The organism is Microcoleus sp. S13_C3, from assembly GCF_036700905.1.
Lineage (GTDB): Bacteria > Cyanobacteriota > Cyanobacteriia > Cyanobacteriales > Microcoleaceae > Microcoleus.
In genome coordinates this window covers 36,560-58,165 of record NZ_JAUBPT010000003.1, presented here as the reverse complement: position 1 = coordinate 58,165, position 21,606 = coordinate 36,560, and the positions used below count along the sequence as shown (strand labels likewise).

At 45.3% G+C, this 21,606-nt stretch carries 21 protein-coding genes and 26 tRNA genes; 39 read left to right on the top strand and 8 right to left on the bottom strand.

All coding sequences use genetic code 11. The features are described 5' to 3' along the window. Positions 1 to 71: 71 nt before the first annotated feature. On the top strand, positions 72 to 3,683 hold the full coding sequence (locus tag QUA16_RS01635) for an OmpA family protein (protein WP_333101620.1): 3,612 nt from the start codon (positions 72 to 74) through the stop codon (positions 3,681 to 3,683). Between the two features lie 352 nt (positions 3,684 to 4,035). Here the strand turns inward: QUA16_RS01635 and QUA16_RS01630 are convergent, their stop codons facing one another. Then, positions 4,036 to 4,860, bottom strand: a complete 825-nt coding sequence (locus QUA16_RS01630; protein ID WP_333101622.1) for a biotin--[acetyl-CoA-carboxylase] ligase — start codon at positions 4,858 to 4,860, stop codon at positions 4,036 to 4,038. 496 nt (positions 4,861 to 5,356) lie between these two features. Between QUA16_RS01630 and QUA16_RS01625 the strand changes: the two genes are divergently transcribed. The 17 genes from QUA16_RS01625 (at position 5,357) to QUA16_RS01545 (ending at position 7,227) form a co-directional block, all read left to right on the top strand. Then, positions 5,357 to 5,430 (top strand) — tRNA-Asp (locus QUA16_RS01625). A 132-nt stretch (positions 5,431 to 5,562) separates the two neighbouring features. Further along, positions 5,563 to 5,637, top strand: a tRNA-Glu gene (locus QUA16_RS01620). Next, a tRNA-Cys gene (locus QUA16_RS01615) sits at positions 5,638 to 5,711 on the top strand. 79 nt (positions 5,712 to 5,790) lie between these two features. Further along, a tRNA-Glu gene (locus tag QUA16_RS01610) sits at positions 5,791 to 5,867 on the top strand. A 4-nt stretch (positions 5,868 to 5,871) separates the two neighbouring features. Then, a tRNA-Lys gene (locus QUA16_RS01605) sits at positions 5,872 to 5,946 on the top strand. A 13-nt stretch (positions 5,947 to 5,959) separates the two neighbouring features. Further along, positions 5,960 to 6,041, top strand: a tRNA-Tyr gene (locus QUA16_RS01600). 34 nt (positions 6,042 to 6,075) lie between these two features. Further along, positions 6,076 to 6,149, top strand: a tRNA-Tyr gene (locus QUA16_RS01595). Between the two features lie 8 nt (positions 6,150 to 6,157). Beyond that, positions 6,158 to 6,244: transfer RNA gene (locus tag QUA16_RS01590), tRNA-Ser, on the top strand. A 4-nt stretch (positions 6,245 to 6,248) separates the two neighbouring features. Next, positions 6,249 to 6,321: transfer RNA gene (locus QUA16_RS01585), tRNA-Phe, on the top strand. A gap of 6 nt (positions 6,322 to 6,327) precedes the next feature. Then, a tRNA-Asn gene (locus tag QUA16_RS01580) sits at positions 6,328 to 6,402 on the top strand. A 10-nt stretch (positions 6,403 to 6,412) separates the two neighbouring features. Beyond that, positions 6,413 to 6,487, top strand: a tRNA-Gln gene (locus QUA16_RS01575). A 5-nt stretch (positions 6,488 to 6,492) separates the two neighbouring features. After that, positions 6,493 to 6,566, top strand: a tRNA-Gln gene (locus QUA16_RS01570). Positions 6,567 to 6,696: 130 nt separating this feature from the next. Continuing rightward, a tRNA-Leu gene (locus tag QUA16_RS01565) sits at positions 6,697 to 6,778 on the top strand. Between the two features lie 4 nt (positions 6,779 to 6,782). After that, positions 6,783 to 6,855, top strand: a tRNA-Pro gene (locus tag QUA16_RS01560). Between the two features lie 4 nt (positions 6,856 to 6,859). Then, a tRNA-Leu gene (locus QUA16_RS01555) sits at positions 6,860 to 6,935 on the top strand. 51 nt (positions 6,936 to 6,986) lie between these two features. After that, positions 6,987 to 7,060, top strand: a tRNA-Leu gene (locus tag QUA16_RS01550). A gap of 95 nt (positions 7,061 to 7,155) precedes the next feature. Next, positions 7,156 to 7,227: transfer RNA gene (locus QUA16_RS01545), tRNA-Thr, on the top strand. A 20-nt stretch (positions 7,228 to 7,247) separates the two neighbouring features. Here QUA16_RS01545 and QUA16_RS01540 read toward each other — a convergent pair. After that, the gene (locus QUA16_RS01540) at positions 7,248 to 7,853 is read right to left on the bottom strand and encodes a macro domain-containing protein (protein ID WP_333101623.1); all 606 of its coding nucleotides are present in this window, start codon (positions 7,851 to 7,853) and stop codon (positions 7,248 to 7,250) included. Positions 7,854 to 7,956: 103 nt separating this feature from the next. Here QUA16_RS01540 and QUA16_RS01535 point away from each other — a divergent pair, with 103 nt between their 5' ends. From QUA16_RS01535 to QUA16_RS01505, 7 genes are all read left to right on the top strand, one after another. After that, entirely contained in the window at positions 7,957 to 8,400 is a 444-nt protein-coding gene (locus QUA16_RS01535) for a retroviral-like aspartic protease family protein (RefSeq protein WP_333101624.1), read from the top strand. A 50-nt stretch (positions 8,401 to 8,450) separates the two neighbouring features. After that, positions 8,451 to 8,521 (top strand) — tRNA-Gly (locus tag QUA16_RS01530). A gap of 95 nt (positions 8,522 to 8,616) precedes the next feature. After that, positions 8,617 to 8,689, top strand: a tRNA-Arg gene (locus QUA16_RS01525). A 334-nt stretch (positions 8,690 to 9,023) separates the two neighbouring features. After that, positions 9,024 to 9,097, top strand: a tRNA-Arg gene (locus tag QUA16_RS01520). Between the two features lie 7 nt (positions 9,098 to 9,104). Then, positions 9,105 to 9,181 (top strand) — tRNA-Ala (locus QUA16_RS01515). Between the two features lie 135 nt (positions 9,182 to 9,316). Further along, positions 9,317 to 9,389 (top strand) — tRNA-Ala (locus QUA16_RS01510). A gap of 6 nt (positions 9,390 to 9,395) precedes the next feature. Beyond that, positions 9,396 to 9,470: transfer RNA gene (locus tag QUA16_RS01505), tRNA-His, on the top strand. Positions 9,471 to 9,704: 234 nt separating this feature from the next. Here the strand turns inward: QUA16_RS01505 and QUA16_RS01500 are convergent. Continuing rightward, positions 9,705 to 10,145 carry a homing endonuclease associated repeat-containing protein gene (locus tag QUA16_RS01500; RefSeq protein ID WP_333101625.1) on the bottom strand — a complete coding sequence of 147 codons (441 nt, stop codon included), beginning with the start codon at positions 10,143 to 10,145 and terminating at the stop codon, positions 9,705 to 9,707. Between the two features lie 92 nt (positions 10,146 to 10,237). Here QUA16_RS01500 and QUA16_RS01495 point away from each other — a divergent pair. After that, positions 10,238 to 10,323: transfer RNA gene (locus QUA16_RS01495), tRNA-Ser, on the top strand. Between the two features lie 646 nt (positions 10,324 to 10,969). Here the strand turns inward: QUA16_RS01495 and QUA16_RS01490 are convergent. From QUA16_RS01490 to QUA16_RS01480, 3 genes are all read right to left on the bottom strand, one after another. Beyond that, positions 10,970 to 11,200 (bottom strand): hypothetical protein, encoded by a 231-nt coding sequence (locus QUA16_RS01490; protein ID WP_333033740.1) that lies wholly within the window; start codon positions 11,198 to 11,200, stop codon positions 10,970 to 10,972. Between the two features lie 71 nt (positions 11,201 to 11,271). Beyond that, on the bottom strand, positions 11,272 to 11,442 hold the full coding sequence (locus tag QUA16_RS01485) for a hypothetical protein (RefSeq protein WP_333101626.1): 171 nt from the start codon (positions 11,440 to 11,442) through the stop codon (positions 11,272 to 11,274). Further along, positions 11,439 to 11,606: a hypothetical protein gene (locus QUA16_RS01480; RefSeq protein WP_333101627.1), complete on the bottom strand. Its 168-nt coding sequence runs from the start codon at positions 11,604 to 11,606 to the stop codon at positions 11,439 to 11,441. Before QUA16_RS01480 ends, QUA16_RS01485 begins: the two co-directional genes overlap by 4 nt. 112 nt (positions 11,607 to 11,718) lie before the next feature. On the opposite strand from QUA16_RS01480, the gene QUA16_RS01475 reads away from it, so the two are divergent. The 9 genes from QUA16_RS01475 (at position 11,719) to QUA16_RS01435 (ending at position 17,462) form a co-directional block, all read left to right on the top strand. Then, positions 11,719 to 11,792 (top strand) — tRNA-Lys (locus QUA16_RS01475). Positions 11,793 to 11,981: 189 nt separating this feature from the next. Further along, positions 11,982 to 12,944, top strand: a complete 963-nt coding sequence (locus tag QUA16_RS01470) for a GNAT family N-acetyltransferase (protein WP_333101628.1) — start codon at positions 11,982 to 11,984, stop codon at positions 12,942 to 12,944. A 717-nt stretch (positions 12,945 to 13,661) separates the two neighbouring features. Continuing rightward, positions 13,662 to 13,862: a hypothetical protein gene (locus tag QUA16_RS01465; RefSeq protein WP_333101629.1), complete on the top strand. Its 201-nt coding sequence runs from the start codon at positions 13,662 to 13,664 to the stop codon at positions 13,860 to 13,862. 215 nt (positions 13,863 to 14,077) lie between these two features. Then, positions 14,078 to 14,150: transfer RNA gene (locus QUA16_RS01460), tRNA-Lys, on the top strand. 130 nt (positions 14,151 to 14,280) lie between these two features. After that, on the top strand, positions 14,281 to 14,742 hold the full coding sequence (locus tag QUA16_RS01455) for a hypothetical protein (RefSeq protein WP_333101630.1): 462 nt from the start codon (positions 14,281 to 14,283) through the stop codon (positions 14,740 to 14,742). Positions 14,743 to 14,949: 207 nt separating this feature from the next. Further along, on the top strand, positions 14,950 to 16,389 hold the full coding sequence (locus tag QUA16_RS01450) for a hypothetical protein (protein ID WP_333101631.1): 1,440 nt from the start codon (positions 14,950 to 14,952) through the stop codon (positions 16,387 to 16,389). A gap of 70 nt (positions 16,390 to 16,459) precedes the next feature. Next, positions 16,460 to 16,594: a type II toxin-antitoxin system prevent-host-death family antitoxin gene (locus tag QUA16_RS01445; protein WP_333101632.1), complete on the top strand. Its 135-nt coding sequence runs from the start codon at positions 16,460 to 16,462 to the stop codon at positions 16,592 to 16,594. A gap of 9 nt (positions 16,595 to 16,603) precedes the next feature. Beyond that, positions 16,604 to 16,777, top strand: coding sequence for a hypothetical protein (locus tag QUA16_RS01440; RefSeq protein ID WP_333101633.1), 174 nt, complete (start codon positions 16,604 to 16,606; stop codon positions 16,775 to 16,777). 58 nt (positions 16,778 to 16,835) lie between these two features. Further along, positions 16,836 to 17,462, top strand: a complete 627-nt coding sequence (locus tag QUA16_RS01435; RefSeq protein ID WP_333101634.1) for a Uma2 family endonuclease — start codon at positions 16,836 to 16,838, stop codon at positions 17,460 to 17,462. A gap of 73 nt (positions 17,463 to 17,535) precedes the next feature. On the opposite strand, the gene QUA16_RS01430 is transcribed toward QUA16_RS01435, so the two are convergent. After that, positions 17,536 to 17,790, bottom strand: coding sequence for a DUF433 domain-containing protein (locus tag QUA16_RS01430; RefSeq protein ID WP_333101635.1), 255 nt, complete (start codon positions 17,788 to 17,790; stop codon positions 17,536 to 17,538). Positions 17,791 to 18,255: 465 nt separating this feature from the next. Here QUA16_RS01430 and QUA16_RS01425 point away from each other — a divergent pair, with 465 nt between their 5' ends. After that, entirely contained in the window at positions 18,256 to 18,597 is a 342-nt protein-coding gene (locus QUA16_RS01425) for a hypothetical protein (protein WP_333101636.1), read from the top strand. A gap of 141 nt (positions 18,598 to 18,738) precedes the next feature. On the opposite strand, the gene QUA16_RS01420 is transcribed toward QUA16_RS01425, so the two are convergent. Further along, entirely contained in the window at positions 18,739 to 19,131 is a 393-nt protein-coding gene (locus tag QUA16_RS01420) for a DUF4189 domain-containing protein (protein ID WP_333101638.1), read from the bottom strand. Between the two features lie 153 nt (positions 19,132 to 19,284). Here QUA16_RS01420 and QUA16_RS01415 point away from each other — a divergent pair, with 153 nt between their 5' ends. The 3 genes from QUA16_RS01415 (at position 19,285) to QUA16_RS01405 (ending at position 21,447) form a co-directional block, all read left to right on the top strand. Continuing rightward, complete coding sequence (locus tag QUA16_RS01415; protein ID WP_333101639.1) at positions 19,285 to 20,112, top strand: hypothetical protein; 828 nt, start codon at positions 19,285 to 19,287, stop codon at positions 20,110 to 20,112. Positions 20,113 to 20,321: 209 nt separating this feature from the next. Next, on the top strand, positions 20,322 to 20,960 hold the full coding sequence (locus QUA16_RS01410; RefSeq protein WP_333101640.1) for a ThiF family adenylyltransferase: 639 nt from the start codon (positions 20,322 to 20,324) through the stop codon (positions 20,958 to 20,960). A gap of 1 nt (position 20,961) precedes the next feature. Then, positions 20,962 to 21,447: a peptidoglycan-binding domain-containing protein gene (locus QUA16_RS01405; RefSeq protein ID WP_333180982.1), complete on the top strand. Its 486-nt coding sequence runs from the start codon at positions 20,962 to 20,964 to the stop codon at positions 21,445 to 21,447. Positions 21,448 to 21,606 lie beyond the last annotated feature (159 nt).

Genomic DNA, 21,606 nt, shown 5'->3' with positions numbered 1-21,606 from the left:
TCGCTGGGGTGAGGCGGCAAGCAAGCTTGTAATTTCTTCGGTCGATTAAAATCAACTTTTGGTAGGGCAGTATGGCAGCATCTAATGATAATTCAGGCAAAATATATCAGTCAGAAAAAGAGGTTGCTGATGGAACTCTGGCAAGTTCTAAAGCTGGAGAGCAACTTCAGGAATTGCTAACCATACTGACTGAATTTCAGTTATTAAAGAAATCAAAAAAAGAACCAAGCGAGCTGAAGTTACCGCTTTCGGAAAAGTCTGTGCAGCGGTTGGAGGATGAGGAAAATCGGCGCAAACAATTGTCTTTTCGGATCGAATCACCGAGTATTGTACCGGAAGTATTAACTAACGAGGAAGAGATCCCACCTCAAAGACGAGAAAACAATAATGAGGAACCCGATTTATCTATAGCCGCGAAGGTAGCCAGAAAAAATCGGCACTCGGAAGAAGAATTAGAACAAGCAGTAGAGCAGTTTAAGCAGTTGCAACAACTACTGTTTGAAAGGGATTTACCGGAATTTTATAGTAATGTTTTGAGCGTGGAACAAAGGTTAGAAAATTTTGAGAAGTTGATGTCTGAACCCGAAGAATTGATGATTTTGCTGAAACCGTTAATTCCTGAGTTAGTGAGGGAAGAATTAGATGGGTTGAAGTTGGAATTACAAAAGGCGATCGACCTCGCGAGCAATAATAAAATTAATCGGATCGAGTTGGAGGCAAAATTAGCAGACTGGGAAAATCAGATTGCTAATTTGAACCAGCAGCCACTGCCGAATGCAGAACAGTTAATGCAACGGCTGATGCCGGTGGTGGGCGATCTGCTCAACCGTAAGGTAGAGGAGTCTAAGTTAGAGGTGGCTTCGGCGATCGCACCGAGAGTCAATCAAGTAATTCACAATCAAAACGGACTTGAAGAACAGGTAGTAAGAATTGAAGATAGAGTAGCGAATATTCAGCAGCGTTACCAGCAGCAACCGGAAGATTTAATCAAGCAGCTAGTACCAATAGTTAGCGATTTACTGAACCGCAAAATTAGTGAATTAAAGTTAGAGGTTGTAGAAGCAGTTGCCCCCTCAGTACAGGTAAGAATAGCTTGGGTAGAAATAGAAGAAAAAGTATTGAGCATCATCGAAGGCCGACTGGCTACGCAACAGTCGCCAATTCAGAAGCCAGAAGAGATAATGGCGATGCTAATGCCAGCAATAGCTGATTTGCTGAATCAGAAAATAGATGAATCAAAATTACAAGTAGCAGCGACGATCCAACCTTTGATAGAATCAGCAATTCTTCAAAGAGAAGTTCAAGGAAAATTGAGCGACGTAGAAAGTAGACTAAATAATCTTCAGCGACAGCAAAAAACTCAGCCGGAAGATATAATGGCAAGGTTAATGCCGTTAATGATTGAGTCGCTGAACCGGAAAATCGAGGAGACAAAGTTAGAGGTGAGAGAGGCGATCGCACCTGGTGTCAACACCGCTATTCAAAACAGCGGTATTGCAGCACAAATATTAAATAATGAAACTAAGATTGGCGAAGTTCAGCAGCAAGTTTTAGGCGAGATAGAAGGGTTGATGGCAAGAATAATGCCAGTGATTGTAGAAATGCTGTCTCGAAGCATCGGCGAAGCAAAGCTAGAAATAGAATCTGCGATCGCCCCCGCTGTCGATGCCATCATTCAGAATAAAAGGATCGATCAAAGACTCGGGAAGATCGAACAACAGATTGTGGCGATCGAACACCGGATTTATGAATCCACAGACTTGTTTACAGATTTACTGAAACCTTTGATTGACGAGCTGATGATTAGCCATCACGCCCAACTACAAAAGTCGGTCATCGAATCTATTTTACCATTGTTAGATGAAGTTGTAAGTTATAATTACAGACTCAACGATAAAGTAGGGGAACTCGATCGCAAAATTACTGATGCGGAATGGGGAGGCGATCGGGAAGAATTACTCGCCCGAATTAAAATCATGTTTCCCGAAATGATGCTCCAAACAATTAATGAGTCGAGAAAATCATTTGTCGAAACCATAAGTCCGATAATTGATGAAATAATTAATACTAAAACCCGACAAAACAGGCAGTCGATGGGAGTAGCCATATCGCCGGCTCTGACTGTGGGAATCAGCCACAGAATGAGTGAATCGCCCGATGAAATTGCAATGGCGATCGCGCCGGAAATGGCTGCCGCTATCAAACAGCAAATTCATCTCAAGCGAGAAGCAATGTCGGATGCACTTTATCCGATCATCGGCAGCACGATTTTAAAATACATCGCCGAGATGATGGGGGAGATTAATGAAAAACTCGAATCCGCTTTAAGTCCAGAGGGAATTAGTCGCAAAATCAAAGCCAAATTACAGGGCATTTCTGAAGCAGAATTGCTGATGAAAGAAACAACACCACTGAGTGTTAAAGCTGTTTTTTTAATTCAAACACAATCGGGATTAGTAATTTCAGCAGTGCAGCATTCTGAACGCGAACAGCTAGAATCAGACATGGTGGCTGGGATGCTGACTGCTATTCGGGCTTTTGTCAACGATTGTATATCTCAGTCGGGAAATGTGGCAGAAATTGATGCCATAGAATACGGCACATCTAAGATAGTATTGGAAGTAGCTGGTTCGTGTTATCTAGCAGTAGTGATGCAAGGAGAAACCCGCCAGTGGTTTAAGTATAAAATGCGATCGATATTCAACAATATTGTTCAAGAATACGGAGATAAAATTCAGTCATTTAACGGCGATCCAGCAACTGTACCACCCGAAGTAAACTCGAAATTGCAAAAATTAATCGATACAGAGGTAAAAGTTAAATCTTCTAAACTTCCCATTTTACCAATTATCGGTTTGGCAGCGTTAGGTTTAATTGGCATACCTTGGGGAATTCATCAATACCGCAGCGGAGTTGAAGCGAGCTTAGAAGCAGATACGAATTTAGCATTACAATCTGCTCCAGAGTTATCGGTTTATCGTATCGCGGCAGATGTTAAAGATAAATTATTGGAGATTTCGGGACGAGTGCCGAATCAAAAGCTGCGCTCGAAAGCGGAAAAAATAGCTCAGCAAGCAGCTCCAAAATTAAGAATTGAAAATAAAATTATAGCCGTTGAAGTACCTCCCGATCCGGTTTTAGTAGAAGCCGATGTCAAGCGGACTGCAGCTCTTTTGAATAAAGTGGAAAGCATTAATATCTCAGCTCGCTATGCAGAGGGAAAAGTCGCCGTTGCAGGCAGTGTTAGCCAAGTGCCAGATGCTCAGAAAATAACTCAAGCTTTTGAGAAAATTCCGGGGGTGAAGTCGGTAACAAATACAGTGATAATAGGAACTCCACCGCCACCAAAGATAATAATGCCAGTTCGCGTGTATTTCGGTGCAGGTTCAGCAAGTTTGCAGGCGAAAGATGTAGCAGAAAAGCTTAGCAAAGTCAAGGAATATATGGAGACAAATCCCACGAAGAATTTAAGGATAGTGGGCTACAGCGATTTTAAAAGCACTCCGGTAGAAAATCAAAAGTTGGCACTGCAAAGGGCGACAAATGTGAAAAATATTTTGGTTAGACAAGGGATAAATGGCAACAGAATAGAAGTTGCTTCTACTAAGGGTCGTCCCGAAGGTGTGGAGGCCAATCAACCGCTGTGGCTGAGCAGATTGGTAGTATTTGAGGTGATAAATTAGAAATAGGGAATGGGGAATTGGGCATCGGGCATCGGGCATCGGGCGTCGGGCATCGGACATTGTTAATTGGGAATTTTCCCTAATGACTAATGACTAATGACTAATGACTCATGACTGTTGACTCATGACTGTTGACTCATGACTCCTGACTACTGATATCATGTCCGATCGATTAACCATAATATCCCGGCCGGGGCGGGTTTTTGAGATGGTCAATTATTGGCAGGTATTGTTGGTGAACCCGCCCCTACCTGATTTCGGGTAATCGACAGGATATGACTAATGACTACTGACTACTGACTACTGACTACTGACTAATGACTACTGACTACTGACTACTGACTAATGACTCTTAAATTAATCGAACTCGCCCGGAGGTAAAGGCTTGTATTCGATCGCCCGCCAAGCATACTAACAAGCGACCGCTTCCGTCAATGCCGGCGGCTTCTCCGCAGATGGTTTGCGAGGAAAGTTCGATCGCCACCGGGCAGCCAATCAACGCATCGCGGCGGCGCAATTCCGGCAAAAGTAGCGCTAAACCGGACTTGGAGGCTGGCTTGTCTGTGGTAGAAAACATATCGGCTAGTTCGAGTAAATAGTGCCGCAGTCGATCGACCAAACACAGTTCATCTGGTACTGTACTAGCAATAGAATGCAAGCTTACCGCATTGCCGAGATCCCTTTCATCCAATCCCGCAGCCGCGAAATCTACGCAGCGGTTGAGTCCAATTCCCACAACGGCGCGAGTTTTACCCAAAGCATTGCCCGAAGAGGCTTCGCAGAGAATGCCGGCTAATTTGTGGCGATCGATCCAGACATCGTTTGGCCATTTCAGGCGCAGCATATCGCGACAGTCGGGAACCAAATCTTCGATCGCGTAAATCACGGCTAAACCCGCTGCTAAACTGAGTCCCGGCAACAGAGTGGGGTTTAGGTTGTCGAGGACAAAACTAACAGTCAAGACACCGCTTGGGGCGTGCCAGGTGCGCCCGTGTTGGCCGCGCCCGCTGGTTTGTCGCCTAGTAAATACTGCATCTCCGTGGTGGAGTTGGGCCGCGCGGGCGATCGCCCAACTGTTGGTACTCGGACAGGTATCCAACGAGTGTAGCCAGTGAGGGAGGTTTGGGCGATGGGCTTCTGGCAATGCGGGCACGGGAGTTAAGGGCAATTCAGACAATGTTGGATTTGTAGTATTTGATATTTAAAAGCTGATTATCGCATTTTCCAGAAGTGCCACCTCGCGCGACGGCGAGAATTCAGAGAAATTTGAGTGTAGTACAGTTTAAGCATCAGATTTACCTTACGCCACAACATCTGTTTAGCAGCACAATCTCTTATTATATAAGGTTTTTGGGGGACGGCGAGGGTTGATGGGAGCGATCGACACCCCTTTAAAAAACCCAATTTAAAAAAAAGTTGTATTACCCCCTTGACAGTCTTGTATTACGCAATGTAGTATAAATGTATGGCGAAGGGGAAAGAGCTTCAAAGCCTTACCCCACGAGCAATATGAACCTTGAAAACAGAATAGGAAGTTAATCGTGTCACATAATTGTGGACATCGGCGGTGTAGACTCCGGCAACAATAGCCCGATCGGGTTGTAGTACGCGGAATCAACCGCCACCCCGTCCCAACTTGAGTAATTCAAGGACAGAATATTGTTCATTTTCGCGGGGGTATAGCTCAACCGGTCAGAGCAGTCGCCTGTCGAGCGAAAGGTTGCGAGTTCAAGTCTCGTTACTCCCGTCAGTCGATTTTAGATTTTAGATTTTAGATTTTAGATTTACTCCACAGGAGAAGAATCTCGGAATTGGAACTTTGGTCTAAAATCCACACCTCCTATCGGAAAGCAAGTATCCGTTTTTCGGCGGGGGTCAAAGTCCCGTAGGCAAAAGTCAAGCCGTCTCCCCCTCAAGGAGAAGATTGCGAGTGCAAACCTCGTCGGGACTCCCAGGTTAGGTGGCTGAGTGGCTCAAAGCGTCGGTCTGCAAAACCGAATTGCGCGGGTTCAAATCCCGCCCTAACCTCTGTTCCTATTTATTCGCAGGAGCAATCTCAAATCTCAAAGAGCAATCCAAAATCTAAAATCTAAAATCTAAAATCGATAGTGCTGTAGGCAAATGGTTTAAGCCGCTTGGTTTTCACCCAAGTGATTGCGGGTTCAACTCCCGTCAGCACTTCCAAACTGGGTCGTTGGCAGAATGGTTTTGCAGCCGCCTTTTAAGCGGATGGATCGAGGTTCAATTCCTCGACGACCTACCAAAAATCCTATCTTGGGTCGGCCCTCCTATTGGTGTGGGTAGCTGTCTGTAAAACAGTAGCTTAAAGCGTTGCTGGTTCAATTCCAGCCCGACCCATTTGTAACTGCATTTAATCTGCAGTTGCAATCTTGAGAGCGTGGTGTAGCCGGATAACATCTCAGTTAATAAAACTGAAGATTGAGGGTTCAAATCCCTCCGTTCTCGCTCGCTGTGGAGAGGTGGCCGAGTGGCTTAAGGCGCTTTCCTGCTAAGAAAGAGCGGTTTAACAACCGTCGAGGGTTCAAATCCCTCCTTCTCCGTTTTCCCCCGATAGCTCAGTTGGTAGAGCGCTTGTCTGAAGAACAAGAGGTCGTCAGTTCGATACTGACTTGGGGGATTGCGTTGCCTTATAGCTCAATGGTAGAGCAAGCGGTTGTTAACCGCTAGGTTGTAGGTTCGAGTCCTACTGGGGCAGCCATTTTTTAAATTGCCGAGTGGACGAAAGGCAAGTCGCATGGCCCTGAACCATGAAGTTGCAGGTTCAACCCCTGCCTCGGCACCCAATTATTGGGAAGTCGCCTAATCGGTATGGCACCGCTCTTTGAAAGCGCCAGAATGCAGGTTCGATCCCTGCCTTCCCAGTTCTGCTATTACCAAAGCAGATCAATTACACTCCTGTAGCCCAATTGGCAGAGGCTGCAATTTCAAAAATTGTTTTGTGTGAGTTCAAATCTCACTCCCGAGTACCAAATTTTCTACTAAGTTTCTACTTGCTCCTGTGGCGGAATTGGCAGACGCGGCAGACTTAAAATCTGTTTTATTTTGAGTGTGAGTTCGAGTCTCACGCTTGAGCATGAACGGGATGTAATTCAGCGGCCAGAAGCCATGCTTTGGGAGCATGGAGTCGTTGGTTCAAATCCAACCATCCCGACTTTACCCCTGTGATGTAATTGGAAAACATCACTCGCTCAAAACGAGTGTTTTTTGCAGGTTCGAGGCCTGTCAGGGGTATGAGGTTTTATTCAATCTCAAATCTCAAATCTCAAATCTCAAATCGGTTTTGCCCCTGTAGCCCAATTGGTAGAGGCGCTAGATTTAGGATCTAGTTAGTGCTGGTTCGATGCCAGTCAGGGGTATTTGGTGACATCGCGGGTGAAGTAGCCTGGGTAGGCTTGGAGGTCTCATAAGCCTCTTAATAGCAGGTTCAACTCCTGCCCCCGCCACCAAAAAAGCAGGTGTGATGTAATTGGCAACATGAGGCTCTTGTAAAGCTTTCTTGCAGGTTCAACTCCTGTCACCTGCTTGGGAAAATACGATCGCTATTTAGCCAGAATTGCGATCGCCACCTTCCCAAATTTGCAGTTGTCGTTCCGCCGCAACAAAACAGTTTACATACGGCGTGGGATAAACAAAATAGTCGTAAGCCAGTGCCATTTGCCGCGCGGCTTCGCGATAAGGAACTCTGCCTATCCCCGTTCCTAAACCCGGACAAACGACACTCTCAATTTTACGTTTTGCGTGTCGATTGTAGCGCCGAATTGTTAATAGCATTGCCCACATTGCCACATACGGAACGTCTGTACCCACAACAGACATAGGTACGCGCATGGTGGGAGTATGAGCGAGAAAAGGATGTTTGGGATGGTGAGTTTCGATGATGAATGACGTGCCAACGGGTTGTTCGCCTAAATAGTCTTCCAAGATATGCTGCTGCACCCTAACCATCAGAGAATGACCGAAAAAACCAACGATAGCTGCGTCGATACCGCCATCCATCATGCCAAATGAATTAGCGGGACTCACCAAACAGTCATACTCGGTTAAATCCTCGAAACATTTGTTGGTAATTTCGACATTGGGTAGGTAGAAAAAATGCTCTTGGAATGCGGCGAATAGTTCGGGATTGGGTGCTGTAAGTATAAGTTTCATGTGTTTTATCTCCGAGCGCTAGTTTAGCAAATAGCTAAGGGCGATCGTACTCATTTTTCCAAAAACTTGTCATAATTGAGGTTGAGTAGTTCAAGGTTAAACTATGCTAGCAACTGACAACACCTCAATGGGAAAAATTATTACCACACTCACCGTGACTAACCGCGCCGATCAAAATGTCGCAGCCAGAGGATTTATGCCTTCCGACCAAATCCGTTCAGTCACTCTAAATAATGTGCTAGTTGATACAGGTGCAACAACATTGTGTTTGCCTGCAAGTATCATTGCACAACTCGGTTTAGAATTGCTCAAAGAAGTGGATGTAGAGACTGCTAATGGCATTGGTAAAGCCAGAATTTTTCAGGATGCTAAAATTTCTTTGGTAGGACGTGAAGGAACGTTTGAGTGTTTGGAATTGCCGGGAGGTATGAATCCTCTATTAGGCGTGATTCCTCTAGAAGCCCTGGGAATTGAATTAGATTTAAAAAATCAGCGATTAGTAACTTTACCCATCAGTCCAACGCAAACTTACTTGACAATTTTGTAAAGGCTGTATGTTGAGGTTAAAGAGATACAATCGGTAAAACTAATTGAAGTGCGGATATGGTGCAACGGTAGCATCTGAGTCTTCCAAACTCGCGATACGGGTTCGAGTCCCGTTATCCGCTTGGCTAAAACGAGGTTTTCTTCAATCCGAAATCTAAAATCGCCAGAGGTTTTCTTCAATCCAAAATCTAAAATCTAAAATCTAAAATCGGTTTATGGGAGTGTAGCTCAATGGATAGAGCGCCGCGCTTCGGACGCGGATGTTGTGGGTTCAAGTCCTGCCACTCTCGTTGTTTTTGCTTTAATTTAAGGAGGTTGATTCCATTGAATGGATAATTTTTTATAGTAAGAGCGATCGCCCTTTGCGTGTCCCAATCTTTGGAGCCTACATACTTTAGTACGAGAGGAAAGGTACCGCTGTCAAAATCAGCGGGCGTTTGAGAACGAGGAGTGCATTGAACCCGGCAGGTTGGCTTGAAGGTAGCCATCCTTTAAAGAGTGTGTAATAACTCATCGGCGGAGTCCCTCTAGTAACTGAGAAAACGCAATGCTCTGATAACTTGCACGGAAAGTGCGTGAAGCGCAGCTATCCCGTAGGGAATCGCACAAATCAACAAAAAATACGGGAGTGTAACTCAACTGGATAGAGTGTCGAGCTTCTACCTCGAATGTTGTGGGTTCGAGTCCTACCACTCCTGCTGTCTGGGGTTCGTAGCTTAATTGGTAAAGCATCTAACTGGCTGTTAGAAAGATATCGGTTCAAATCCGATCGCGATCCACCACACCAATTTTAGATTTTAGATTTTAGATTTTCGATTTTAGATTTTAGATTGACTCCACAGATGAATCTGGGAGCTTGAACATTCATCTAAAATTCGATTTCTCCACAACTTAAGTCGGAGGGTTATATTCGTTTCGGGGTCATAGCTCAATTGGTAGAGCGCTTGCTTTGCACGCAAGAGGCCAGGAGTTCGATCCTCCTTGACTCCACTTCCGGTGTCTGAAGTCGAAGCGGTCGAGACGCTAGCCTGTGAAGCTAGTTATTAGCGGGTTCGAGGCCCGTCGGACACCTTTGAATTGATAATGGAGGTTATGATATTAAGGTATTTTTGAGAGGTTGATTTCTGAAACTTTTTTTGTTGAGAGCAGTTAATAAAGGCTAATTCAATTCCCTTTTCTAAACAGGCTTGAAACTTGCGACTATCATTATTGTGAATAGACGCTAGTTTTTCTGCCCCATAAATTGGCTCGTAATGGAAAATGCCATTTAACTCAAAAGCTAAATTTAGAGAGGGAATGTATATATCAAGCTCTGCATTTATGGCATCTTTGCGATTGAAATAAATTTCTATCTATCTCTGGATAAAGGTTTAAAAGCTGCTCCTCAATCCAATATTCAAGCTTAGAGCGTCGATTTCCATAATTTTTATGGCAATTTTTGTAAGTGGCTGCACATGAATTTGAACAAAAATCTGGTTTGCCCTCTTGTAGTCGGTGTCTTTGTTTATAAAAAACCTTATCACAGGTAAAACAAACTACTTCCTTCGCTAGGATTGGTTTGACAAATAACGGTAAGCCTGCTGCTTTCAAAGCATTATTCCAACTTCCAAATTTTCTGACTACTGTATTGTGTGTTACTGGGCAAGGAATACTTTTATCTCTAACTTTATTTAAGGCAGGAACTTCACCGTGAGACTGATAGTATTCTTGGAACCATTTTATTAGTTGATCTTGAGTGATTTGCATGACAAGCTTTTAAAGGTATTGCCATCTTACTCTTAAATGGGGTGTGTATTAATAATAAAAAATTTTAAGAGTCGTTATACACCCAAAATTTGGGAAGCTGCTGCCGAGAGGACGGCAACCTGTCTCGAACACAGGAGTGCAGTTAACAACTGTAGGGGTTCGACTCCTCCAGCTTCCGTTATTCAACTTGGAAGATGCCGCCGAGTGGACGGCAAGCAATCTTGAAAATTGTGGTGCGACAGCGATGTCGTAAGGGTTCGATTCCTTCATCTTCCTTTTTACTACCCACCGGAAGTCAAAAAGCGAGACATCGTGCTGATAACGCAGAGGTAGGAGGGGCAGTACCTCCCCGGTGGATTTCTTATGATTTTATATATAAATAAGGGAGAATTCTGGTTGATTTTTTCACGAGCTTTGCTCTCATATACTGAGAAAAATTATGGGGAGGTCGCCTAAGTGGAATGGCACCGTAAAAACTTTGGAAAAGCGGCTCCCAAAAGGACGATCGGGTTTGTTGAGTAGGGTAAAAAGTTGCTTCGCGACGTTCCCTGAAAACGCAAACTGGCAGCGGGTTGCGGAGGCACTGAAAGGAATTAACAGTCCGAGATGGGGGCAGTTCTCATCTGCTTGCGGGCAGTAAGGAAGCGCGTTTCCTGAAAGTTGCTGTCGATTGATGCGGGTTCGAGTCCCGTCCTCTCCATTCAAGGTTCAAGTCCAAATCGAAGAGTTTCAACCCGTGCCCTAACAGTTAAAGCATACATACTCGGCTGTTAACCGACTAAAACCAATGCTTTACGCACTTGCACGGGTTGAACCTCAGAACCTCAGTTGTTCTTGAGGTCTAAATCCCGATCGTAGCTGCCGATTGGCCGCAGTCTGGTCATCAACTGCTTCAGCAAGAAGCCGTTGCTGTTCCAAGCGGTATAAGGAGTAGCCCCTTGTCCCTTCAGGCACAAGGTTTGTCGGGCTTTGTTGTGGCAGATATTTGCCAGCAGGCTAACGACTGACACTAAGCCGAGTTCATCGACAAGGGCTTCGAGTTCATCTTGAGTCACAAGCACACCTCCAGGGTTGACTATTTTCCTGAAGGATAGCACAATGGGGAAAGAAAGGGTACCAAATGGGGCTAGTCAGGGGTAAGTTTATCGTCAATCAGCTTATATTCGTTGATAGTTGCCAGGAGCATCAGTTTAGACATGGATATTCCTGACTCGTCAGACAGCTTCTTCAGCTTTTGATGAATTCGGTTGGGCATTGTGACTTTTATGGTTTTGGAAACTTCCTCTTGTTCAGTCATTTCAAGCAGTTATGTTTAGTTGACACCAGCTTATCCTCTTTCCGAGTACCGATCGCACCTTGCTGCGATCGTCTGTAGGGATGCGGGCGCAGCGCGATAAAATGGCTGCTGCTAGGAAACTGGGCGCTAACAAATAAAAAGGTCGATCGCAAATCTTTAACCAAGGGAGCGATTGGATCTATTGGTTACATTCAGAAGCACCCAGTAACCACACAACTTAATAAAAAAGGTGAAATATGCGAAAATTAAAATATTGTGTTATACTATTCTAGATGCGGGAGTATAGCTCAGTTGGTTAGAGCAGGTGACTCTTAATCTCAAGGTCGAAGGTTCAAGTCCTTCTACTCCCATCCCAAATCCTGAACCTGAATTTATCGAAACTCACGAGTGCAGTCAACTGCTGTAGCGGTTCGAGGCGTCGGGGTGTTTGCATTGTCGGATTTTTAATGCCGATCGAGCATTGGGGCGAGTTGATCGATAAAAGTGCGATCGCCCAAGCTATTTTTAAACTGAATAACAACAGGAAATGGTGATTAGCTATGATGGCCAATCTCTCGGCGCGCTGCTATACGGGCGATCGCGATTTAGATGCGATCGCCCATTTAATCAATACTTGCGAAGAAGTCGATCGGCTCGATGAAGGCACTTCCATCTCGGAACTACAACAAGAATTTAACGCACCGTCCCTAGATGTAGCCCGCGATATCCGCCTTTGGGAAGATGCGGAGGGAAAATTAATCGGTTTTGCTCAGTTGTCACTTTCTGAGCCTGGGGAAGTAATTGACGGTTGGCTGTGGTTTCGCGTTCACCCCGACGCGCGCGGAGGCGATGTGGAAGCAGCCGCGATCGCCTGGGGTGAAGTGCGGATGCGCGAGGTGTCTGCGATACGGGGCGCGCGCGTGAAGCTGCGAACCTACGCGCGCGCTGAGGATTGCGATCGCATTTCATTGCTGACAAGTAATGGTTTCAAGGTCGATCGCTATTTTTGCCGAATGGCGCGATCGCTCTCTGAACCGATCCCACAACCGCACTTCCCCGAAGGTTTCGCGCTGCGTCAGTTCCCCGGCGAACAGGATGCGGCAGCTTGGGTAGAAATGTTCAACCAGTCGTTTATCGATCACTGGAATCATCACGATTTAACAGTGGATAAATTTAAGTACGAGTTAGCTAAACCCGATTACAGAAATGATTTAGACTTGATTGCTGTTGCTGATGACGGCACATTTGTCAGTTTTTGTTACTGCAAGATTAGTGTGGAAGAGTGCGATCGTACCGGGCGCAATGAAGGCTGGATTGCTTGTCTCGGCACTCGGCGCGGCTTCCGCAAAATGGGATTGGGACGATCGATGTTGCTCGCTGGTTTGCATCGACTGAAAGCTGCCGGTGTGGCTACTGCTATTCTCGGCGTCGATGCTGAAAATTCATCAGGTGCGATGGGACTTTACGAGTCTGCTGGCTTCCACAATATTCGCGACAGCATTTCCTATGTTAAGGATGTTTAATCGATATTTTTTGGTGAAACAACCCGGTTTCTGGCTACCCGTGCATAAGTCCTATCTAATTATGGGCGGGCTCTCCGGCCCAACCCTTACTCCCCACAATCAAATTCACGGGCGGGCTCTCCGGCCCAACCCCTACTCCCCACAATCAAATTCATTCTTTGTGGAACAGGCATCTTGCCTGTTCCTGACAATAGTGCGAGATATGCGATCTAAAAAAACTTTTGCTACCCCCTTGACAGTCGTGTAGTATTTATGTAGTATATAGATATGGAAAGCGCAGGACAAGCAAAAACCTGTATTTTTCGTGCAAATTCTGAACCTTGACAACTAAATATTGCTCAAAATTTCAATGAACATCAATTTGAAAGTCTTGTAACATAGACTCGATGGTCATGTTGTTACTTTATACGAGACTGTTCGGTTACACACTGACTCGGCCCGAGTCAGATGTTGTACGAAATCAGTCTAATTTCAACGAATTTCATGCGGATTCAGAACAGACAAGTTCAGCCAGATTTCAACCAACCAAAAAGGCTGAGGAACTCCGCAAAATCAAACAAGCTTATCATTTAGAACGGCGCTTCTTTCAGTAAAGATTATCAGATTTCGTGAATCTTTACCGATACTGGCAATTTGCCCGCGTCTCACAAAAAGCCAAATTCGAGAGCAGATAAGCTACTAATCCAAAATCCAAAATTGCTCTAGGAGGTATCGGTAATGGTTCACATTCGTTTTGAAGGACGTTCCTACGATCTGGCCGAAGACCAACTGGGTATCGCGGCAGGAATGAGCGACAAGGCTATTAAGGAACGTCTGGCAAATCATTTTGATGTCAAGGGATCTCGCTTCGAGTCTTACGTTCTGGATCGCCGTCCCAGCGGTGATTTAATTGTCCGCCCAGAAGCTGTTTACGGCTAGAAATTCACTTAAAGCACGTATTAGGCCGCGCACCCCAACTAAAGAAGCTTACAAACTGGAAACGTTCGACTTAAAATCGAATAGTAGGTTCAATTCCTACCTGCCGCGAGGCTGAAACAATGCTTCTCTGACTTGTGCGCTGCCTTTTATAGCTGAACTTTTTATATCTATCCGGCGCTTAAAAGTTCCACTTCGCGCCCCAACACAGGAAGCTTACATACTAGCTCATTGGTAGAGCAATTCCCTCTTAAGGAAATGGTCGCGGGTTCAACTCCTGCGTATGTGCCAACGGCTTTCTTGACTTGCGCGAAGTGACTTTTTAGGCGCTATAAACTCTTGTTGTTAATTCAGGATAATAATTAAGTAATCCTGTTTGTATTGAAGACTTCCGTCCTCAAAAATAAATTGGGTATTAGCCATGAGAAAAAGACTGGCAATTTACCGATCGCCCAAGGAGATAGACAGTCTGATTCATGCCTTCCAAGAAGGCAACCTGTCACGAAGTCAATGGACGCACGAAGCACATTTAACTGTTGCCCTGTGGTATCTGTGTTATGACTCGGAGCAAGAAGCGATAAATGCGATTCGCAATGGCATTAAACGTTACAACTCGGCTCAAGGAATTGAAACCACAAAAAACAGCGGGTATCACGAAACACTAACGCTGTTTTGGGTGCGAACTATTCGCCGGTATCTCGCCGATGAAAGCCAAAATCGCTCGATCGTACATCTGGCTAACGGTTTGATTGCAAAATATGCCGATCGCACTTTACCATTTCGCTATTACACGCGCGATCGGTTGATGTCTTCGGAAGCTCGAATTAACTGGGTTGAACCCGATTTGAGATCCCTTGAACTAGAAACAGTTTCCCTCAAATAATTTTCAATAGCAGTTATTGCCGCGCCCCAATCGCGAGAGCTTACATACAGACCCTATTAGGTTTAGCCATAGGTTTACTAAAAAAAAGCTCCCCAAACTTGCGCGGTGATTTTTAAATTTCACTTGCTAGCGTGCAACAACTGCCAACCACCGATTTTGAATACTTCTAAAATCCAAAATCCAAAATCGAATAGGAAGGTAACACCAATGAATATGAATACAGCAGAGCGCGATTTGCGTTTGGAAATGCTCAACAGTCTGCTCACAACTCCTCACCGCCAATTAGAAAAAGTAGCAGAAATTCACAAGTTAATTATCGAATTAGACCCAATTTTTTACGGTCATTTAGCAGTGTGGTATCAACGTCACGGCGACGTGCGCGATCACAAGGAAGTTTTTGCCGGAAATTTGCTGACTTCGGCGCTGATGGAACACCGAGATGCCGGTTTTATGATGCTGCAAGAGTTCCCTCCCTACGAGGTTTCGCGGATTGTGGACTTTATGAAGCGGCACCAGAATAAGATGCCTCGCAGCGCGCGCACTGCTGTCACTCGCTATCTGAAATCGCGGGAAAAGAATGCACAGTTTTTCGATCGCGCCGCCCTCCGCAACCGCAAGGCGATGAAGCATTTGTACGCAACGCTGCACGTCAAGCCGAGCGATCGCGCTAATGCTATTCTGTTTAAAGACAATCCGCCGTCCGACTCTCTGGCATTCGTTTTGAAGCAGTTAGCAAAGGCGGCGACACCTGCGGAACAGGCGAATTTGATTGTTGAGTACAAGATTCCGTATACGATCGCAGTTGGTGCGATCAGACAGCTAACGCCAACAGTTTTGGCCGCGCTGATTAACTCGATGTCGCCGCAGGAAGTCATCAACAATTTGAAATCGATTCAGTCGCGGGGCGCGATGGATCACGCGGAAGTCAAGCAGTTGATTGACTCGAAGCTGGATGAAGCGGCCAAGTGCGATCGGGTTTCTGCTTACAAAGCGAGTGTTGCGGGTGCGGGCGCGAACTTCGACGCAGCAACGGCGGCGAAGCTGGAAGCGGTGACAAACGAACAGGTGAAGAAGCGTGGCAAGATTGCGAAAGCAACGGGTTTGTTGATTGACAAGTCGGGTTCGATGGAAAGTGCGATCGAAGTCGGGAAGCGTCTCGCTGCTTTGATTTCGGGCATTTCCGAGGCTGCACTGTTCGTTTATGCCTTTGACACGATACCCTATCCAGTGCAAGCAAACGGCAGCGAATTGACAGACTGGGAAGGCGCTTTCAAGCACATTCGCGCTGGCGGCGGCACAAGTTGCGGTTGCGCGGTGGAAGCAATGCGAATTAAAAAGCAGGTTGTCGAGCAATTCATTATGGTAACAGATGAAGGCGAAAATGCTGCACCTTATTTTGCAGATGCTTATCAAAATTACTGTCGCAGTTTGGGGGTAATTCCTGATGTTGTGATTGTGCGAGTTGGTGCTTGGTGCGAATATGTCCAGAAGCAATTGAAGGACAAACAAGTATCGGTAGAAACCTTTACGTTTGCCGGGGATTACTACTCCTTGCCGAATTTAGTGCCGATGTTGAGCCGTCCTTCGCGACTGGAATTGTTGATGGAAATTCTGGATACGTCGCTGCCTGTGAGGGATGACAAGTGATATAATTGGGCATGGCTCGTGAGTTAAGCTCGCGGGCAATGCTCGCAAAGTTAGTGGGAGTTAGAATTGTATGTCAACTGAGACTACATACACTGACGCTGAAGCTAATTTAGAAAATCTCTGCGATCGCGCTGTTGAAACTGGGGAAGTAATAGTTATTACTAGACCTCACGGCAAAAATGCAGTTTTGATTTCTGAGGTTTAATTAGAAAGTTTGCTAGAAACACTTTATTTGCTGAGATCGCCTGCCACTGTAACTCGCTTGTTAAGGGCACTGAAGCGAGCTAAATCAAGAGTCATTCAACCTCAGACACTCGATGAAATTTGCAAAAAATTTGGGATTAATGAAGAGGATGATACTGAAAATGAGGTAGCGATCGCCAGTTAAACCATTGATGAGAGAATCACAATCTTCTACTATACTCTAAACTTGGGAGGCGCAGTTGGTGACTTCAATATTAATCAAGGATTTAGCAACCGACTTAGAGCTTTTTACCGAAGATCCAGTGGAAAGATTTATTACCAGCGGGGTAAGTTGGCAACAGTATGAACAACTACTGACTCAACTCGGAGATAGTCCTTGGTATCGGGTTACTTATTTAGATGAAGTGCTGGAAATTATGGCCCCAAGTCGCCGTCACGATCGAGATAAAACCAATATTGGGATGCTGCTAGAAGCGTATTTTCAAGAAACACGGACTCGGTTTTGGGGATTGGGTTCAACTACCTTCCGCATTCAAGCAAAAAAGGGCGGTACAGAACCGGACGAGTGCTATTGTATCGGTACAGAAAAAGAATTTCCTGATTTGGCGATCGAGGTTGTACTCAGTAGTGGCGGCCTGGACAAGTTAGCAGTTTACAAAAAGCTCGGAATCAGAGAGGTTTGGTTCTGGAAAAATCGTCGCTTTGAGGTTTTTCATCTTCGGGGAGAGGAATATGAAAAAATGCAGCAAAGCGAGTTGTTGCCGAATTTGGATTTATCAGTGATTGGAGAGTATGTACAACGGCCTGATCCCCTTGAGGCTGTGTTGGAGTTTCGGGAAAGAGTTAGAGAAAATTTAAGGGGAAGTTGAGATTTAATATCCTTCTTTACTACCAAAAATCTCCCTCAATATCCTCAATCGACAACTTTTTACCTTTTTTCACTTATTCTCTAATTTGATCAATAATTTCTTGTAATTCTGGATTAGCTATGGATGACACTAACTGGGAATCCGCACCAGCCAAAGCAGCGCGTAACTTTTCCGAAGTCAGTGCAGGATATTTCTCTAACACCTGCTGTTGAGTCCATCCCGCAGCAAAGAGCCCTAGCAAAAATTCTACAGAGAATCGAGTTTCTGGCGCTGCTGGTTGACTTGTTGAAGCTTTCGGGTTTGGATGAATGAGCTTTCGCCAGTCCATTGTTTTAGTTAAACGATTTGGGAAGATTCCGCCGATTATACTGCATTTGGACACAGTAGAAACACGGGCATCGTTGACTGACTTTGTAACAGTGCCACCGCAGGTCATACCATGTTAGATTTTAGATTTTAGATTTTAGATTGGGAATCACTGATGAATTAAGGGTTTGAAGCTTGGCTAGAGTCGCATTTTTTGGGAACTGGTGTCATTTCGCGATTTTGCCATTAAATTGTTATTACGATCGCAGTACAGCACTTTCTTATAGACTAGAGTAATGGTGTAGCGACGGGGCGAGATCCCTTTTTCCTTTTGTCCGTTTCAATACCAAACCGCGTTAGCGAAGCCCTCGAAGAGGATCGCACTAGATCTCAACCCACTGTTCAACGAACTGTGCAACCCACTGTGCAAACCACTGTGCAACCCACTGTGCAACCCACAATACAACTACTTTAACTTCTTAAAACTATGGGAAAAAAGTCGAAAGCCAAAAAATCCCAGGTCAAAAAATCCAGTTTGCTCTGCCAGCGACTCCAAGAAGCTCTCGATCGAGGCAGTAAAGTTTGGATTAAAACAAATAATAGCAGTTTCGGCGGCATCCCGATTAATTTGTTCGGGGAGTTTGCGGAACTTTTGGTGATAGTTCCCCCTAACGAACAGGGGGAAAATATCGATGCTTACGGACAAGTTACGTGGCTGATTCGACTCTCTGATATTATTGCACTCGCTTATCCTACTGAATACTGGTCTAAAGATAGATTAGAAAGTTTGCTGCCACCTGATGCAGTTACTTCCGAAGTAGGAGATTAACTGTAAGGTGCACATTGTGTACCCTACTTTTAGCCGATTGGTATTCTTTAAGGTGCGCCCAGCGCACCTTAAACTTACTATTGTCTAAACTATTTTACCAGCGATAATCTACACTGCTACGACCAATTTTTATCACTTTAATTACTTGTTGCAAGCTGAAAGCTGCACTTTACAGTTGCCGCCCTCTAGTTCGCTGCAACCAGCGAGAGCTTGAGCTTCGGCTGCTGCTTTATCGTCACCCCAGCCCGCACCGGCTCCTCCTTTGCCTACTGCGATCGCTCCACAATTATTACTATTAGATGTCAGGGGTTCGCAGTCGTTCGCACCTCCGCTGTGCTCATTGCAGACGGCTACTGCTGCGTTTAGTGCTTCTTTCTCTGTAGGATGATCCCAACTAATACCAGTGGCATCAGAAGTCGGAGAATAAGCAGTAGCTCCATAGCTGTCCTGAGCTTTAGCTACCTGGACTGAGCCAAAAATAGGAAGTGTCAGAGCTGTCACTACAACCAACTTAGAAAAGAGCTTTGGCAGCATATTTACTTGATATATCTACAAGGTTTAATTTGGATTATCGCTCAATATTATATTAGGATAGTGATTTGTGTCAAGAGGGTTTACAAATCTTTAGGAGTGCTTAAATTAAAAGTGCGTTCTGTAAAAAAGAGTAAGATTACGGAGGTCAATTTAGTGGCAGATATTCGCAAAATTCTCAGCCAACTCGCTGCCCAAGAAGGGCAGCTACTCGATACCCTATTCCTGGCTCCCTGCGTGCGCGGGGGAAGCGTGCGGATACGGGTTAGCTCAATGGTTTATACTTTTAAACCGCAGCCGCGCAACTTTGAAGGATGGGGTATTTTTAAGCCTATTAATGAGAAACTAGCTGCGGTAATTGAGGAGCCGAGTTTGCCGCAAGTGGCGGAGTATTTGCAACTGCTCGTACCCGTTCGCTTGCACTTGGCTTACGTGCTGCAAGGCCAAACGTGGCTGGCTTATCCTGTTAACGAATCTGATGCTAAACAGCGCACGGGTGTTGCGAAACCAGTACCAGTGGATTTAGTAACAGAAGGTTCGCAGTTTGAGCAGATTGTTGCGCGCTGGGACGGTCATTGTTTGTGGTTTGAAGAGATTGACAGGCGCGCCGATCCACTGCCATCTGAGAAGTTAAAAGCAGCTTTAAAAAAGTTGCTTTTGCCTCAAGAAGTTCGCTTTAAAGGGATGACGCCGGAAATGCGAACTGTTTACGAATTGGTGTCCCGAAATATTAAAGATTTCGATCCGAAAGTGCGGGAAGAAAAGCGCTTGCAGCGGGCGTTGAAAATGGGCGGCGGTGAATTGCGGGATTTTTGCGATCGCGAAAATTATTGGCTGGTTGAATGGACTAGCGGAACGGGAGAACACCACACTTCTGCGATCGCCAAAAATGACTTGACAGTTATGAGTGCTGGCATTTGTCTCAGCGGATTGGACAAAGACTTCGACTTGCATTCATTAGTTGGAGTAGTTGAAAATAGATAATGGGAATGGGGAATTGGGCATGGGGCATGGGGCATCAAAGAATATCTAATAGTTAGTTGTCAGTTGTCAGTTGTCAGTTGTTAGTTGTTAGTTGAGCCTGGTTTGTATAATAAAAAATAATCAAGAAATAACCAATGTCCTGCGCGGGCCAATGCCCAATGCCCTGCGCGGGCCAATGCCCAATGCCCAATGCCCAATGCCCAATGCCCATGAGTATATTTTTTCACGAACAACTTTATAGAAGTCCCGCAGTGATGTCGCAGATCAAAAATTTCCCGGTAACGGTGTGCGGGGCGGGTGCTTTGGGTGCGAATATTACAGAAAGTCTGGCGCGATCGGGCTTTGGTCAGTTAAAAGTCATCGATCGCGATCGCATCGAGGAACGCAACCTTTCCACTCAACCCTATTATCGATCGGACATCGGCGCATTCAAAGCAAAAATTCTCGCCAACAACCTCTATCGCGCTTTGGGAGTCAGCATTGACGCGCACTCAAAAGAATTGACACCCGCAAATGCCGATCGGCTGCTTGCTGTCAGCGCCACAGTCATCGATACTTTTGATAACAGTGTCGGGCGGCAAGCAGTCAAGGATTACTGTGCGAGTGTCTCCCTTCCCTGCGTACACGTCGGATTAGCTGCCGATTACTCCGAAATAATTTGGAACGAACACTATCGGGTTCCTTCAGCGGCGAATGATGACGTTTGCGATTACCCGCTGGCGCGAAACTTGGTAATGCTGACGGTTGCAGTTGCCTGCGAAGTAATTGTTACCTTTGCTGCTACCAAACAGCAACAAAATTTAACTTGCACGATCGGAGATTTTGCAGTAAAGCCACTTATATTGTAGAATGTCGGTTGACTGTTGCCAGAAACCCGGTGAATCGAGATTGGATGCCCCCATCCCAGAAACCCGGTTTCTCACTCTCAAACAATCGTCAAACTTGCAAAAAACGCTTGAGAAAATTAACAGGGAAAGTATGGCCGGAACACAGACTTTTTATTATTTACTAGCAATTCTCGGTCTATTAGTTCTGACGGGCACAAGTAGAGCCAACTATGCAGCGAGCTCCGCAGTTTGCCACACAGATGATTGCCATCAACCAGTAGTAAGACACCATAAAAGGATTTTAAAATGCGGCTCGAAAGGGCACGATGTGAAGAAACTGCAAAAGTTGTTGAACGCGCGGGGCTTGTCCCCACACCCGATCGTAATTGATGGCGTGTTCGGTCCGACAACCGAAGATGCAGTGAAAAGATTTCAGCGACAAGCGGATATTCCTGTAGACGGAATTGTGGGAGGCAAAACTTGGGACAGACTGTTTGCTAGTTTGTAACTTTAAGCACCGGACAACAAAGGTTCCTAAGTCAGTCGATTTTAGATTTTAGATTTTAGATTTTAGATTTACTCGATAACAGATGAATCTGGAAGCTTAAACTCTGTAATCTAATTTTTTTTCTAGACCCTCGATAGCCTCGGAAAGCAAGTACCTGTG